The sequence below is a fragment of the Buttiauxella cochleicola genome, from assembly GCF_021283185.1.
GTDB classification, from domain to species: domain Bacteria; phylum Pseudomonadota; class Gammaproteobacteria; order Enterobacterales; family Enterobacteriaceae; genus Buttiauxella; species Buttiauxella massiliensis.
Window position 1 is genome coordinate 40,738 of record NZ_JAJSOS010000005.1, and the last position, 15,961, is coordinate 56,698.

Below are 15,961 nucleotides of genomic sequence, written 5' to 3' on the forward strand. Positions count from 1 at the left end.
CAGATGTTTTCTGCGTCAACCAGGTTTTAATTTAGGCCTTATTCAAAAACCTAACGAATCACTTATTTTATACCCAAAATAATTCGAGTTGCAGCCAACACCCCTGCAGCTTGAATTAAGAAGGGTATATTCGCTCAGGATAATTACTCTGCCATAGTGATAAATACTCAATGATTAAATACAAACTTAAATTGATGCCTTTATTGGTGTCGGTAACCCTAATGAGTGGTTGCACAGTGCTCCCCGGTAGCAATATGTCTACGATGGGGAAAGATGTTATCAAGCAGCAGGATTCAGATTTTGATCTGGACCGCATGGTTAATGTGTACCCGTTAACACCGCGTCTGGTTGAGCAATTACGCGTACGTCCAGCGGTCGCGCAGCCAAATATGTCTCTCGACCAGGAGATCTCTGCTTACCAATACCGCGTGGGGCCAGGAGATGTTCTGAATGTCACGGTCTGGGATCACCCAGAACTCACCACTCCGGCGGGCCAATACCGTAGCTCAAGCGATGCGGGTAACTGGGTACAGTCAGACGGCACCATGTTCTATCCGTATGTCGGCAAAGTAAAAGTCGCGGGTAAAACCTTGTCTGAAATCCGCAGTGATATTACCGGCCGCCTTGCGACGTACATCGCTGACCCGCAGGTGGACGTTAATATCGCTGGCTTCCGTTCGCAAAAAGCCTATGTCTCAGGCCAGGTGAATAAATCCGGCCAGCAGCCAATTACCAACGTACCGCTCACTATTCTTGACGCTATCAATGCCGCAGGAGGCCTGACTGATGCGGCCGACTGGCGCAATGTCGTGTTGACGCACAACGGCCAGGAAAAACGGATTTCCCTGCAAGCGTTGATGCAAAACGGCGACCTGAGCCAGAACCATCTGCTTTATCCAGGCGACATTTTATTCGTGCCGCGCAATGACGATCTGAAAGTGTTCGTGATGGGTGAAGTGAAGAAACAAACCACCCTGAAAATGGACTTCAGCGGAATGACGCTGACCGAAGCGCTGGGCCAGGCAGAAGGTTTGGATATGACAGCTTCCAATGCCAGCGGCATCTTCGTTATTCGCCCAATCAAAGAGAAGCAGGGCGGTAAAATCGCCAACATTTATCAGCTCGATATGTCGGATGCGACGTCGCTGGTGATGGGCACAGAATTCCAGCTGCAACCTTACGATGTGGTGTATGTGACCACAGCACCTGTCACGCGTTGGAATCGTCTGATCAACCAACTGCTGCCGACGATCAGTGGCGTTCGTTATATGACGGATACCGCCAAAGATATCCATACCTGGTAACACGCTATGTTCAACAAAATTTTGGTTGTTTGTGTGGGGAATATTTGCCGTTCCCCAACCGCTGAGCGGTTACTCAAAAGCTATCACCCGCAGCTCACCGTGACCTCGGCGGGGCTGGGGGCTTTGGTCGGGAAAGGGGCTGATGCTGGTGCTGTTCGTGTCGCCGAGCAGCATAACCTCTCCCTTGAGGGGCACTGCGCAAAACAGGTTTCCGGCAAAATGTGCCGTGAATACGACCTGATCCTCGCCATGGAAAAACGCCATATCTCCGCACTTTGCGAAATGGCTCCAGAGATGCGCGGCAAAGTGATGCTGTTTGGTCACTGGGATGCGGAACGGGAAATTCCCGACCCGTATCGCAAAAGCCACGACGCTTTTGAAGCGGTTTACGGTCTTCTGGACCAGAACGCCCAAAAATGGGCTAACGCACTCAACGCTCATCAGGGATAACAATGACAGAAAAAGCACGCCGTTCGAGCGCCCCGACTGAGGGCAATGACGAAATTGATATTGGCCGATTGTTCGGAACGGTTCTTGAAGCCCGCTGGTGGGTTTTGGGGATCACCGCAATCTTCGCGATTATGGCGACCGTCTACGCGATGTTTGCCACGCCAATCTATAAAGCCGATGCGCTGGTGCAAATCGAACAAAACGCCGGTAACTCGCTGGTCAACGACATCAGTTCCGCGCTATCTAACAAGCCGCCGGCTTCCGCTGCCGAGATGCAGCTGATTCAGTCGCGCCTGGTATTGGGTAAAACGGTCGACGATCTTAACCTGGATATTTCAGTCGAAAAAAACAGCTTCTGGTTATTAGGTGCGGGCTGGGACAGGCTGCAAGGTCGCCAGAACGATACCGTTGTTGTTGATACCTTTAACCTCCCGGCAGGGCAGGTCAAAAATGTATTTACCGTGGAAGTGGTTAGCCCAACGCAGTATTTGCTGACTAACGACAATGGTTTTAGCGCCAAAGGGCAGGTCGGGCAAACGCTCAATCAAGGCGGCGTCACGATGCTTGTCAGTGCGATTAAAGCGCAAGTGGGCGATACCTTTACCGTCAATAAATACTCAACGCTTGGCATGATCAATCAGCTTCAGGGCAACCTGACCGTAGCTGAAAATGGCAAAGATACCGGCGTGTTAAGCCTCTCTTATACCGGCGAAGACAAGGATCAAATCCGCGCCATTCTCGACAGCATTACGCGTAACTATCTGGCGCAGAACGTGCAGCGTAAATCGGAAGAAGCGGCTAAAAGCCTGCAATTCTTAGCGCAGCAGCTGCCGGAAGTCCGCAGCCACCTCGATGCTGCCGAAAATAAACTGAATGCTTATCGCCAACAGCAAGACTCGGTTGACCTGTCACTGGAAGCCAAATCCGTGCTCGACACTATGGTGAACATTGATGCGCAGCTCAATGAACTGACCTTCAAAGAGGCTGAAATTTCCAAACTCTATACCAAAGTTCACCCGGCTTATCGCACCTTGCTGGAAAAACGTCAGACGTTGCTTGATGAAAAAGCGCGCCTGAACGGTCGTGTTACCGCGATGCCAAAAACGCAGCAAGAAATCGTGCGTTTAACGCGTGATGTCGAGTCTGGTCAACAGGTATACATGCAGTTGTTGAACAAGCAGCAAGAGTTGAAAATCACTGAAGCCAGCACCGTGGGTGATGTACGTATCGTCGATGCGGCAATTGCCCAACCAGGCATGGTGAAACCGCAGCGTGCCCTGATTATTCTCGGCAGCATTATTCTTGGCCTGATGTTGTCCGTTATGGGTGTGCTGTTACGCTCCTTGTTCAACCGTGGCATCGAAAGCCCTGCGGTACTCGAAGAGGCAGGGATTGGTGTGTATGCCAGCATCCCGCTCTCTGAATGGCAGAAATCCCGCGACAATGCCACGGTGCGCAGCGTCAAAGCGGCGAAGCGCAATAAGCAAAGCCAACTATTGGCGGTGGGGAACCCAACGGACCTGGCCATCGAAGCGATTCGCAGCCTGCGTACCAGCCTTCATTTCGCCATGATGCAGGCATCCAATAACGTACTGATGCTGACCGGTGTTAGCCCGTCGATTGGTAAAACGTTTGTTTGTGCCAACCTGGCTGCCGTAATTAGCCAGACCAATAAGCGTGTGCTGCTTATCGACTGCGATATGCGCAAAGGTTATACCCACGAGCTACTGGGCACGACCAACAACAACGGTCTTGCAGAAGTGCTCTCAGGCCAGGCGGAAATTACCCGCTGTGCGCAAAAAACCTCCGTACCCAATTTTGACCTTGTGCCGCGCGGTGTAGTGCCGTCCAACCCTTCTGAATTGCTGATGAGTGAGCGCTTTGCGGAGTTAATCGCCTGGGCAAGCAAAAGCTATGACCTGGTGTTGATTGATACCCCGCCGATTCTCGCCGTTACTGACGCCGCTGTTGTTGGCCGCCATGCGGGCACCACGCTGATGGTGGCGCGCTACGCGGTGAATACGCTCAAAGAGGTCGAAACCAGTCTTAGCCGCTTTGAACAAAATGGCGTCACCGTACGTGGTGTGATCCTCAACTCCATCTTCCGCCGTGCGGCAGGGTACGAGGATTACGGTTACTACGAGTACGAATATAAATCTGATGCTAAGTAATCAGGCATCAACTGGCGGATGACGCTTTGCTTATCTGCCCTACAAATCTCGCCGTAGGGTAGATAAGCGATAGCGCCATCTACCAATAAATAAAAACGATTTCAGGGGGAGCGCCATGAAACGCCCACTTATCTCTATTTATATGCCGACATGGAACCGCCAGCAGTTGGCTATCCGCGCCATCAAATCGGTGCTGCGCCAGGATTATGAACACTGGGAAATGTTAATCGTTGATGACTGCTCTTCATCTTTTGAACAGCTTCAGCGCTTTGTTGATGAGCTGGGTGACTCGCGTGTGCGTTACATCCGTAATGATTTCAACTCTGGCGCCTGTTCGGTGCGCAACCAGGCTATAAGACAGGCTTCGGGTGAGTTGATTACTGGTATTGATGACGATGATGAGTGGACCCCCAATCGCTTGTCAGCGTTCCTTGAGCATAAACAGCAGCTGGTGACGCACGCCTTCTTGTATGCCAACGACTACGTTTGCGAGGGGCAAGTCTATTCGCAGCCCGCAAGCTTGCCGCTCTATCCTAAATCCCCATTCTCATTAAAACTGTTTTATAAGCGTAATATCATAGGTAATCAGGTGTTTACCTATGCTGACCGCTTCAAAGCATGCCTGTTCGATACCACTCTCGCAGCGGCTCAGGACTACGATATTTTCCTGCGTATGGTGGTGGAGTATGGTCAGCCGTGGAAAGTCGAAGAAGCCACGCAAATTTTGCATATCAATCATGGCGAAATGCAGATAACTAAATCGCCGAAAAAATTTGCCGGGTATTTCCACTTCTATCAAAAGCACAAAGACAAATTCGACCGTGCCAGCAAGAAGTATCAGCTATTTACCCTGTACCAGATCCGCAACAAGCGTATGTCTTTGCGCACGTTATTAGCGCTATTGAGCGTGCGAAATACTAAGCGGCTAGCTGATGGGCTGCGGGGGAAATAACAGTGCTTGAAGACCTACGCGCAAACTCCTGGAGCCTTCGCCCTTGTTGCATGGTGATGGCTTATCGCATCGCTCATTTTTGCTCGGTATGGCGCAAAAAAAGCGTCATCAACAATTTGTGGGCAGCTCCGATAATCCTGCTTTATCGCTTTGTGACTGAATGCCTGTTTGGCTATGAAATCCAGGCGGGTGCCACCATTGGACGTCGTTTTACCATTCACCACGGTTATGCCGTTGTGATTAATAAATTCGTGGTTGCCGGGGATGATTTCACTATTCGCCACGGCGTCACCATCGGTAATCGTGGCAAAAGCAACGCCTGCCCGGTGATTGGCAACGGTGTTGAACTGGGTGCCAACGTGGTGATTATTGGCGATATCACCCTTGGGAATAACGTCATTGTTGGTGCTGGGAGCGTGGTACTCGATAGCGTGCCAGACAATGCGCTGGTGGTTGGCGAAAAAGCACAGGTAAAAATAATCAAATGAATATCATGCAATTTAACGTGCGTCTCGCGGAAGGCGGCGCAGCGGGCGTGGCGCTGGATCTTCATCAGCGTGCCAATGCCGCAGGTTTTAGCTCGCGATTTATTTACGGCTACGGTAAAGGCGGCAAGAAAAGTGCCAGCCACGACAAATTCCACGGCGTGGAAAAACACACACCGCGTCTGACGTCGATCGCCAACATTATCCTGTTTCGCTTTTTCAACCGCGACCCGTTCGGCAACCTGAATAACCTGTATCGCAAAGTGACTCGCGCCCAAGGCCCGGTAGTGCTGCATTTTCATGTGGTACACAGTTACTGGCTGAACCTCGAAGAGATGGTGACGTTTTGCCAGCGTGTAAAAGCGCATAAATCGGATGTCACTTTTGTCTGGACGCTCCACGACCACTGGAGCATCACCGGGCGCTGTGCGTTTCTTGATGGCTGCGACGGCTGGAAAACGGGCTGCCAGAAATGCCCGACGCTAAACAACTACCCACCCGTGAAAAAGGATCGTGCACATCTTCTGGTGCACACCAAACGCCAGTTGTTCCGCGAAATGTTAGCGCTAGGCTGCAAATTTATTTCGCCAAGCCAGCATGTGGCTGATGCCTTTAACCTGATTTACGGAGCAGGGCGCTGCAAAATCATCAATAACGGTATTGATGTGGCAACCGAAGCGATTCTGGCTGAATTACCGCTCACGCAAGCCGCGGGCGTTAAGCCAAAAGTAGCGGTGGTAGCCCATGATTTGCGTTATGACGGCAAAACCAATCAGCAACTGGTGCAGGCCATTATGGCGCTGGGCGATGAAGTCGAGTTGCACACCTTCGGTAAGTTTTCGCCGTTTAACGGCCCGAAAGTGGTGAATCACGGTTACATGACCGATAAAAAAGCGTTGATGAGCGAGCTTAACGAAATGGACTCGCTGGTATTCAGCTCGCAGGTCGACAACTACCCGTTAATTCTGTGTGAAGCACTATCGATTGGCGTGCCGGTTATTGCCACGCAAAGTGATGCAGCGGATGAAGTGTTGCGTAAAGTTGGCGGAAAAACCTTTAGTGATGCTCGGGTGCTCGAACTGGTGAAAATGCCAAAAGAGCAGTTAGCGCAACAGGTGTTTGGCAAAGAGTTGCAGGTGTTTAAAGCTGCAAGCCGCCAGGCGTTTAGTGGGCAACAGATGCTGGAGGAGTATGTCTCGTTCTATCAGAATCTGTAGTTATCTGCTGTTACCGTTTATCTATCTGGTGGTCAACGTCAAGTTGGCCTCATTGGGGGAAAGCTTCCCGATAACGATAGTCACCTTCTTGCCCGCAATCCTCTTTTTGTACATTGAACGAATCAGCGTCAAAAAATTGATGATTGCGCTGGGTATCGGTGCCGGACTGACCGCATTTAACTACATCTTTGGCCAATCGCTTGATGCCAGCAAATACGTCACCTCGACATTATTGTTCGTTTATATCGTGCTGATTATGGCAATGACATGGAGCTGCCGTTTCAAAACTATTTCACAGCGTAATCACCATAAAATTCTGCGGTTATTTTATGGCGTGGTGGGTATTATTGTGATGCTTGCTGCGGCGGAGATGGCTCAGATTATTCTGACTGGTGGAAGTAGCCTGATTGAGAAAATTTCGAAGTTTCTTATATACAGTAATAGCTATGTTCTGAACTTTATTAGCTTCGGTGGCAAGCGCACCACGGCACTCTATTTTGAACCGGCGTTCTTCGCTCTGGCGTTAATCTCAATTTGGCTCAGTATCAAACAGTTTGGTATCAAAACACCGAAAACAGATGGTATGATTCTTTTAGGGATAGTACTTTCAGGGTCGTTTTCAGGGGTAATGACTTTTATCCTGTTCTATCTTCTTGAATGGGCATTCCAGTACCTTAATAAAAGTGCCATAAAGAAGAAGTTGCCATTGGCAATTATTTCTCTTTCCGTGTTTTTAGTAGGGTTAATATTTGCATTCCCTTATATCGCGACCCGCCTTGGCGATTTGGGAACCGAAGGTTCGTCATCTTATTATCGAATTATTGGCCCGTTAGCGATGGTTGGGTATTCATTAACCAATATCGATGGGGTAGTGCGTTTCGGATCTTTATATGAATATGTCGCATCATTCGGAATCTTTAACGGTGCGGATGTCGGTAAAACAGTAGACAATGGTTTGTATCTGTTAATTATTTATTTTTCATGGTTCGCGGTATTACTGACCATTTGGTATATGTGGAAAGTCATTAAAATGATGCGCACAGCTTTTGGTAATAATGAAAATTACCGCGTCCAATTATGGCTTTTTACACCTGTGTCGTTATTTTTTACCGGTTCAATTTTTAGCCCTGAATATGCGTTCTTGATTGTGTGCCCGTTTATTTTGCGTAAGGCACTTAATATTACACAGCGCTGAGGTCCATCATGCTATTAAGTGTCATTACTGTTGCTTATAAGAATCTTGCCGGAATAGAAAAAACCTGGCAGTCGCTGACTCACTTAGCGAAGGCACCGGGCATCACATTTGAGTGGATTGTAGTAGATGGTGCCTCAAATGACGGCACCGCAGAGTTTCTGGAAAACCTCAATGGTCATTACCAGTTACGTTATGTCAGCGAGAAAGATAACGGTATTTATGATGCGATGAACAAAGGTATTGAGATGGCCCAGGGCCGCTTTGCTTTGTTCCTCAATTCCGGTGACATTTTCCACCAGGATATCGCCACCGTCGCGCATCAACTGGCTGCTATGCCGTCAACTGATAATGCGATGGTGATTGGCGATGCGTTATTAGATTTTGGCGACGGTACAAAAATAGAACGCCGCGCAAAGCAGGGCTGGTATATCTACCACAGTTTACCTGCCAGCCATCAGGCGATATTTTTCCCGGTCTCCGGGCTGCGTAAATACCCTTACGATCTGCAATATAAAGTCTCATCGGATTATGCACTTGCCGCACGGATGTATAAAAAAGGTTATGCATTTAAACGCGTCAAGGGATTGGTGTCTGAATTTTCCATGGGAGGCGTATCGACATCAAATAATATTGAATTGTGTCGGGATGCAAAAAATGTTCAGCGGAAAATATTAGGCGTACCGGGCTTTATTGCGGAATTATCTTATAAGCTCCGTCTGCGTACTACCGGAAAAGCAAAAGCACTTTATAACAAAGCCTGATTCTCACAGGAATAACTTATGCAGGAATTAAATGGCTTCTCGGTACCGAAAGGTTTTCGGGGTGGGAACCCTATTAAGGTTCAACTGTGGTGGGCGGTACAAGCAACATTGTTTGCCTGGTCCCCTCAATTATTTTATCGCTGGCGTGCTTTTTTATTACGTTTATTTGGCGCGCAAATTGGCAAAGGTGTTGTGATTCGTCCGTCAGTGAAAATTACTTACCCATGGAAATTAACGCTGGGCGATTATGCCTGGGTAGGCGATGACGCAGTGCTATATACGCTGGGTGATATCACGATAGGGGCGAATTCTGTGGTGTCACAAAAGTGTTATTTATGCACCGGTAGCCACGATTATATGAGTAAGCATTTTGATATTACCGCTTCACCAATTGTTATCGGTGAGAAGTGCTGGCTGGCAACAGATGTATTTGTTTCACCAGGCGTGAATATTGGAAATGGCACCGTCGTAGGTGCGCGTAGCAGCATTTATAAATCATTACCGGCGAATGCCGTTTGCCGGGGTAACCCAGCAGTAAAAATACGCGATCGAGCGTGAGCGCTTTATTTAAAGCAAAGCTCTTAATTTAATCTTCAATCATAGGAATTATTATGACTAAAGTAGCTCTCATCACGGGTGTAACCGGGCAAGACGGCTCCTATCTGGCGGAACTGCTGCTGGAAAAAGGTTATGAAGTTCATGGTATTAAGCGCCGTGCATCTTCCTTCAACACCGAACGTGTTGATCATATTTACCAGGATCCACACACCAGCAACCCAAAATTCCATCTGCACTACGGCGATCTGACAGACAGCTCAAACCTGACTCGTATCTTGCAAGAAGTACAGCCGGACGAAGTGTATAACCTTGGCGCCATGAGCCACGTTGCGGTTTCTTTCGAATCCCCGGAATACACCGCCGACGTGGATGCGATGGGAACATTGCGCCTGCTCGAAGCGATTCGCTTCTTAGGCCTTGAGAAGAAAACCCGTTTCTACCAGGCGTCGACTTCTGAGCTGTACGGCCTGGTGCAGGAAACGCCGCAGAAAGAAACCACGCCTTTCTACCCGCGCTCCCCGTATGCGGTTGCCAAACTTTATGCCTACTGGATCACCGTAAACTACCGCGAATCCTACGGCATGTTTGCCTGTAACGGCATTCTGTTTAACCACGAATCCCCACGCCGTGGCGAAACCTTCGTCACCCGCAAAATCACCCGCGCAATCGCCAACATTGCTCAGGGCCTGGAAAAGTGCCTGTATCTGGGCAACATGGACTCCCTGCGTGACTGGGGCCATGCCAAAGATTACGTGAAAATGCAGTGGATGATGCTGCAACAAGACAACCCGGAAGACTTCGTAATTGCGACCGGCGTTCAGTATTCCGTGCGTGAATTCGTCGAAATGGCAGCGGCACAACTGGGCATCAAACTGCGCTTTGAAGGCACCGGCGTTGACGAGAAGGGCATTGTTGTTTCTGTCACGGGCCACGACGCGCCGGGCGTGAAACCAGGCGATGTGATTGTCTCTGTTGACCCGCGTTACTTCCGTCCTGCTGAAGTGGAAACCCTGTTGGGCGACCCAACCAAAGCACACGAAAAACTGGGCTGGAAACCAGAGATCACGCTTAAAGAGATGGTTGGCGAAATGGTCGCTAAAGATCTGGAAGCGGCGAAAAAACACTCGTTGCTTAAGTCCCACGGTTACGAGGTTGCCATCGCGCTGGAGTCCTGAGCATGAATAAACACCGTATCTTTGTTGCCGGCCATCGGGGGATGGTCGGTTCGGCCATTGTCCGTCAGCTTGAACAACGCGCTGATATCGAACTGGTGCTGCGTAGCCGCGACGAACTCAACCTGTTGGATGGTGCGGCGGTTAATGCATTTTTTGCCGAGCAGCACATTGACCAGGTTTACCTGGCGGCGGCGAAAGTGGGTGGAATTGTTGCCAACAACACCTATCCAGCCGACTTCATCTACGAAAACCTGATTATTGAGAGCAACATTATTCACAGCGCGCACACGCACAATGTGAACAAATTGCTGTTCCTCGGCTCATCGTGCATTTACCCGAAAATGGCGAACCAGCCGATGGCGGAAAGCGAGCTGCTGCAAGGCACGCTTGAAGCGACTAACGAACCGTATGCGATTGCCAAAATCGCCGGAATCAAACTGTGCGAGTCGTACAACCGTCAGTACGGTCGCGATTATCGTTCGGTCATGCCGACCAATTTGTATGGGCCGAACGATAACTTCCATCCAAGCAATTCGCATGTGATCCCGGCGTTACTGCGCCGTTTCCACGAAGCGACGCAGCAAAACTCGCCGGATGTGGTGGTGTGGGGTAGCGGCACGCCAATGCGCGAATTCCTGCATGTCGATGATATGGCGGCAGCCAGCATTCACATTATGGAAATGGCCAGCGAAGTGTGGCAGGAAAATACCGAGCCGATGCTTTCGCATATTAACGTCGGTACCGGTGTGGATTGCACCATTCGCGAACTGGCGCAAACCATCGCCAAAGTCACGGGCTACCGTGGCCGTGTGGTGTTTGATGCCACTAAACCTGATGGCACGCCGCGCAAACTGCTGGATGTTACCCGCCTGCGCCGCCTGGGCTGGTACCCGGAAATCACCCTGGAGCCTGGCCTTGCCAGCACCTACCAGTGGTTCCTCGAAAACCAGCAACGGTTCCGGGGGTAAATATGTTTCTGAGTGCTGAAGACTTCTCAACCGTTGTCCGCTCCACACCGCTGATCTCAATCGATCTGATCGTTGAAAATCAGGCAGGAGAATTCCTGTTGGGGCAACGCACTCAGCGCCCGGCGCAGAACTTTTGGTTCGTGCCGGGAGGCCGGGTACAGAAAGACGAAACGCTGGAGCGGGCTTTTGCACGCTTAACCGAAGCTGAATTAGGCACGCCGTTCACGTTGCAGGACGGTGAGTTCTACGGCGTGTGGCAGCACTTCTATGACGACAACTTCTCCGGACCTGAATTTTCCACGCACTATGTCGTGCTGGGTTTCCGCCTGCGTGTTGATTCCGATGCGCTGCAACTGCCGGACGCGCAGCACAGTGATTATCAGTGGTTAACGCCTGAAGAATTGTTGGTCCGCGATGATGTGCACGACAACAGTCGGGCTTATTTTCTGACCGACAAGGCAGATAAGGTTATCGGATTATGAAAATCCTGGTCTACGGCATTAACTACTCACCGGAGCTGACGGGCATCGGCAAATATACCGGCGAAATGGTTGAATGGATGACACGCCAGGGCCATGAGGTGCGTGTTATTACCGCACCACCTTACTATCCGGTTTGGGAAGTGCATCCCGATTATTCCGCCTGGAAGTACAAGAAAGAAGTGGGTGCCGCTACCGTCTGGCGCTGCCCGCTGTATGTACCAAAGCAGCCTTCAACGATAAAGCGCCTGATTCATTTGGGCAGCTTTGCACTGAGTTCTTTATTTCCGCTGCTGGCGCAACGTCGCTGGAAGCCGGACCGCATTATCGGTGTGGTGCCGACGCTGTTTTGTGTGCCGGGCATGCGTCTGCTCGCAAAACTTAGCGGGGCGCGCACGTTGCTTCACATTCAAGATTATGAAGTCGACGCCATGCTTGGCCTCGGAATGGCAGGTAAGAAGCAGGGCAAAGTGGCCCGTCTGGCCAGCCGTTTTGAACAAAGTGGTCTGCACAACGTCGACAATGTTTCGACAATTTCCCGTTCGATGATGAATAAAGCGGCCGAAAAGGGTGTTGATCCGAAGAAAGTGATCTTCTTCCCGAACTGGTCTGAAGTAGAGCGTTTTCGTGGTATTTCCCGTGAAGAAATCCTTGCGGTTCGTGACAGCCTGCAATTGCCTGCTGATAAAAAAATCATCCTCTATTCCGGCAATATCGGCGAAAAACAGGGGCTGGAAACGGTCATTGAAGTGGCGGAGCGTTTTGCCCTCCAACCGTATGTATTCGTGATTGTCGGCCAGGGCGGCGGCAAAGCTCGGCTGCAAAAACTGGCGCAGGACAAAGGGCTGCACAACGTGGTGTTCCATCCGTTACAGCCTTACGACGCGCTGCCAGCGTTGCTTAAGCTTGCTGATTGCCATTTGGTGATTCAGCGCCGTGGTGCGGCTGATGCCGTTTTGCCATCAAAACTGACCAACATTCTTGCTGTGGGCGGCAATGCGGTGATTACCGCAGAAGCGGACACCGAGCTAGGCCAGCTTTGCGACGCATTTTCCGGTATCGCGGTGTGTGTTGAGCCGGAGTCGGTTGATGCTCTGGCTGATGGCATTCAGCGCTGCCTGCAACTGCCGGAACATAACATCGTGGCATGTGAATATGCCGAGCGCACGCTCGAGAAAAACAGCGTGTTGAATCAATTTATTGCGGACATTCAGGGTTAATTATGACTAATTCCAGACTCTATCCGGTCATCATGGCTGGAGGAAACGGTAGCCGCTTGTGGCCGTTGTCCCGCGTGCTTTACCCGAAACAGTTCCTGTGCCTGAAAGGCGAACTGACGATGCTGCAAACTACCGTTAGCCGTTTAAACGGCGTCGAGTGCGAAAGCCCGGTGGTAATTTGCAATGAAGAACACCGTTTTATCGTCGCCGAACAACTGCGTGAGCTGAACAAGCTGACGGAAAATATTGTGCTGGAGCCTGCCGGGCGCAATACCGCACCGGCGATTGCGCTGGCGGCATTGGCCGCGATTCGCAACCAGTCGGATACCGATCCGCTGATGCTGATCCTCGCCGCCGACCATGTTATCCAGGACGAAGATGCATTCCGAAACGCAGTACGTAATGCGCTGCCGTATGCCGAAGCCGGGAAACTGGTCACCTTTGGCATCGTTCCTGACTTGCCAGAAACCGGCTACGGCTACATTCGCCGTGGCGAAGTGGTAAACCCGAATGCACCTGATGTGGATGCGATTGCGTTTGGTGTGGCGCAGTTTGTCGAAAAACCGGATATCGCCACCGCGCAGGCATACGTCGCCAGTGGCGAATATTACTGGAACAGCGGCATGTTCTTGTTCCGCGCCGGGCGCTACCTCGAAGAGTTGAAAAAATTCCGCCCGGATATTCTCAGCGCCTGCGAAAAGGCGATGGCGAACATCGACCCGGATCTCGATTTTGTGCGCGTTGATGAAGCTGCATTCCTGGCATGTCCTGACGAGTCTATTGACTACGCGGTGATGGAAAAAACTGCCGATGCGGTAGTTGTGCCAATGGATGCCGGCTGGAGCGATGTCGGTTCATGGTCTTCTCTTTGGGAAATCAGCACCAAAAACCAGCAGGGCAATGTGCATCACGGCGATGTGATCAGCCACTCTACCGAGAACAGTTACATCTATGCCGAATCTGGCCTGGTCACCACCGTTGGCGTGAAAGATCTGATTGTTGTGCAGACCAAAGATGCGGTGCTGATTGCCGACCGCGACCACGTGCAAAGCGTGAAGAAAGTGGTTGAGCAGATCAAATTCGATGGCCGCCACGAACACCACAACCACCGCGAAGTGTATCGCCCGTGGGGCAAGTACGACTCCATCGACGAAGGAGAACGCTACCAGGTGAAACGCATCACCGTGAAACCAGGCGAGGGTCTGTCTTTGCAGATGCACCATCACCGCGCCGAACACTGGATTGTGGTAGCGGGCACCGCAAAAGTGACGCTGGGTGAAGAAGTGAAACTGCTCGGCGAAAACGAGTCCATCTACATTCCGCTGGGCGTCACCCACTGCCTGGAAAACCCCGGAAAAATCCCGCTCGACCTGATTGAAGTGCGTTCCGGCACTTACCTCGAAGAAGACGACATTGTGCGCTTCGAGGATCGCTACGGACGCATCTAACCATCATATTTCACGCTGCAGATGCGTTGGCTTCCTTTGCGCACACCGGTCACTTAGTTAACTAAGCTCCCGGCGATGCACGCAGTTGCCGCCTTCCTGCAACGCGAAATCTAATGGTTATACATTTTAGAAAAAGTTATCTCCGTACTGGAGAGGGCTGACTGTTGCCTGAAAAGAGGTAAAACATGACTGAATTGACCTGTTTTAAAGCTTACGACATTCGCGGCAAGCTGGGCGAAGAGCTGAATGAAGAGATCGCTGAACGTATTGGCCGCGCTTATGGCGAGTACCTGAAACCGAAAACTATTGTACTGGGCGGCGATGTGCGCCTGACCAGCGAAGCGCTCAAGCTGGCGCTGGCAAAAGGGTTGCAGGATGCGGGTGTGGACGTGCTGGATATCGGCCTGTCCGGTACCGAAGAAATCTATTTCGCTACCTGGCATCTGAATGTGGACGGTGGCATTGAAGTGACCGCCAGCCATAACCCGATGGACTACAACGGTATGAAGCTGGTGCGCGAAGGGGCTCGCCCGATTAGCGGCGACACGGGCCTGCGTGATGTGCAACGCCTGGCGGAAGCCAATGACTTCCCTCCGGTCGACGAGAAAAAACGCGGTAGCTACCAGAAGATTTCGGTGGTTGAGGCGTACATCGACCACCTGTTCTCGTACATCAACGTGGCAAATATCAAACCCCTGAAGCTGGTGATTAACTCCGGTAACGGTGCGGCAGGCCCGATTGTGGACGCTATCGAAGCCCGCTTTAAGGCACTCAATGTCCCGCTGACATTTATCAAAGTGCACAACCAGCCTGACGGCAATTTCCCGAACGGTATCCCGAACCCGCTGCTGCCGGAGTGCCGCGACGACACCCGCAACGCGGTGATTGAACACGGCGCGGATATGGGCATCGCCTTTGACGGTGATTTCGACCGCTGCTTCCTGTTCGACGAAAAAGGGCAGTTTATCGAGGGCTATTACATCGTCGGCCTGCTGGCGGCGGCTTTCCTCGAAAAACAACCAGGGGCGAAGATTATTCACGACCCGCGTCTGTCGTGGAACACGGTGGATATCGTGGAGCGCGCAGGTGGCACGCCGGTGATGTCGAAAACCGGCCATGCGTTTATCAAAGAGCGTATGCGCCAGGAAGACGCCATTTACGGCGGCGAAATGAGCGCCCACCACTATTTCCGTGATTTTGCTTACTGCGACAGCGGGATGATCCCGTGGCTGCTGGTGACGGAGCTGCTGTGCCTGAAAGGTAAAACCCTGGGTGAACTGGTGCGTGACCGTATGGCGGCATGGCCGGCGAGCGGGGAAATCAACAGCAAGCTGGCGGACCCGAAAGTCGCGATTGCGCGTGTGCAGCAGCACTTTGCGCCGCACGCGCAGGAAGTGGACCACACCGATGGCGTGAGCATGGCGTTTGCCGACTGGCGCTTTAACCTGCGCAGCTCAAATACCGAGCCGGTGGTGCGCCTGAATGTGGAGTCGCGTAGCAACGAGCAGCTGATGCAGGCGCGAACGCAGGAAATTATGGAACTGTTGAATCAGTGATCTGCGGGGACGGAAATCTCCT

15 protein-coding genes are annotated in these 15,961 nt (G+C 51.3%); all 15 read left to right on the forward strand.

The features are described 5' to 3' along the window. Positions 1–170 precede the first annotated feature (170 nt). The 15 genes from LVQ76_RS08890 (at position 171) to cpsG (ending at position 15,939) form a co-directional block, all read left to right on the forward strand. Positions 171–1,304: a polysaccharide export protein gene (locus tag LVQ76_RS08890; protein WP_151994412.1), complete on the forward strand. Its 1,134-nt coding sequence runs from the start codon at positions 171–173 to the stop codon at positions 1,302–1,304. Between the two features lie 6 nt (positions 1,305–1,310). Then, entirely contained in the window at positions 1,311–1,754 is a 444-nt protein-coding gene (gene wzb / locus LVQ76_RS08895; protein ID WP_034458485.1) for a low molecular weight protein-tyrosine-phosphatase Wzb, read from the forward strand. Between the two features lie 2 nt (positions 1,755–1,756). After that, positions 1,757–3,925 carry a tyrosine-protein kinase Wzc gene (gene wzc, locus LVQ76_RS08900; RefSeq protein ID WP_232921448.1) on the forward strand — a complete coding sequence of 723 codons (2,169 nt, stop codon included), beginning with the start codon at positions 1,757–1,759 and terminating at the stop codon, positions 3,923–3,925. Between the two features lie 115 nt (positions 3,926–4,040). Next, a complete protein-coding gene (gene wcaA, locus LVQ76_RS08905; RefSeq protein WP_232921449.1) occupies positions 4,041–4,877 on the forward strand; it encodes a colanic acid biosynthesis glycosyltransferase WcaA in 837 nt (278 codons plus the stop codon). A 2-nt stretch (positions 4,878–4,879) separates the two neighbouring features. Beyond that, complete coding sequence (wcaB, locus tag LVQ76_RS08910; RefSeq protein WP_151994408.1) at positions 4,880–5,365, forward strand: colanic acid biosynthesis acetyltransferase WcaB; 486 nt, start codon at positions 4,880–4,882, stop codon at positions 5,363–5,365. Next, a complete protein-coding gene (locus tag LVQ76_RS08915; RefSeq protein ID WP_232921450.1) occupies positions 5,362–6,579 on the forward strand; it encodes a glycosyltransferase in 1,218 nt (405 codons plus the stop codon). The genes wcaB and LVQ76_RS08915 overlap by 4 nt, the downstream gene beginning before the upstream one ends. Continuing rightward, positions 6,554–7,774, forward strand: coding sequence for a colanic acid polymerase WcaD (gene wcaD / locus LVQ76_RS08920; RefSeq protein WP_151994406.1), 1,221 nt, complete (start codon positions 6,554–6,556; stop codon positions 7,772–7,774). The genes LVQ76_RS08915 and wcaD overlap by 26 nt, the downstream gene beginning before the upstream one ends. Positions 7,775–7,782: 8 nt before the next feature. Continuing rightward, the gene (wcaE, locus tag LVQ76_RS08925) at positions 7,783–8,535 is read left to right on the forward strand and encodes a colanic acid biosynthesis glycosyltransferase WcaE (RefSeq protein ID WP_232921451.1); all 753 of its coding nucleotides are present in this window, start codon (positions 7,783–7,785) and stop codon (positions 8,533–8,535) included. An 18-nt stretch (positions 8,536–8,553) separates the two neighbouring features. Beyond that, positions 8,554–9,093: a colanic acid biosynthesis acetyltransferase WcaF gene (gene wcaF, locus LVQ76_RS08930; protein WP_232921452.1), complete on the forward strand. Its 540-nt coding sequence runs from the start codon at positions 8,554–8,556 to the stop codon at positions 9,091–9,093. A 53-nt stretch (positions 9,094–9,146) separates the two neighbouring features. Continuing rightward, a complete protein-coding gene (gene gmd, locus LVQ76_RS08935; protein WP_232921453.1) occupies positions 9,147–10,268 on the forward strand; it encodes a GDP-mannose 4,6-dehydratase in 1,122 nt (373 codons plus the stop codon). 2 nt (positions 10,269–10,270) lie between these two features. Further along, complete coding sequence (fcl, locus tag LVQ76_RS08940; RefSeq protein WP_232865225.1) at positions 10,271–11,236, forward strand: GDP-L-fucose synthase; 966 nt, start codon at positions 10,271–10,273, stop codon at positions 11,234–11,236. 2 nt (positions 11,237–11,238) lie between these two features. Beyond that, on the forward strand, positions 11,239–11,718 hold the full coding sequence (locus tag LVQ76_RS08945) for a GDP-mannose mannosyl hydrolase (protein ID WP_232921454.1): 480 nt from the start codon (positions 11,239–11,241) through the stop codon (positions 11,716–11,718). Then, positions 11,715–12,935 carry a colanic acid biosynthesis fucosyltransferase WcaI gene (gene wcaI, locus LVQ76_RS08950; protein ID WP_232921455.1) on the forward strand — a complete coding sequence of 407 codons (1,221 nt, stop codon included), beginning with the start codon at positions 11,715–11,717 and terminating at the stop codon, positions 12,933–12,935. Before LVQ76_RS08945 ends, wcaI begins: the two co-directional genes overlap by 4 nt. Positions 12,936–12,937: 2 nt before the next feature. Beyond that, complete coding sequence (cpsB, locus tag LVQ76_RS08955; protein WP_232921456.1) at positions 12,938–14,383, forward strand: mannose-1-phosphate guanyltransferase; 1,446 nt, start codon at positions 12,938–12,940, stop codon at positions 14,381–14,383. Between the two features lie 185 nt (positions 14,384–14,568). Next, a complete protein-coding gene (gene cpsG / locus LVQ76_RS08960) occupies positions 14,569–15,939 on the forward strand; it encodes a colanic acid biosynthesis phosphomannomutase CpsG (RefSeq protein ID WP_232921457.1) in 1,371 nt (456 codons plus the stop codon). The last annotated feature ends 22 nt before the right edge of the window (positions 15,940–15,961 follow it).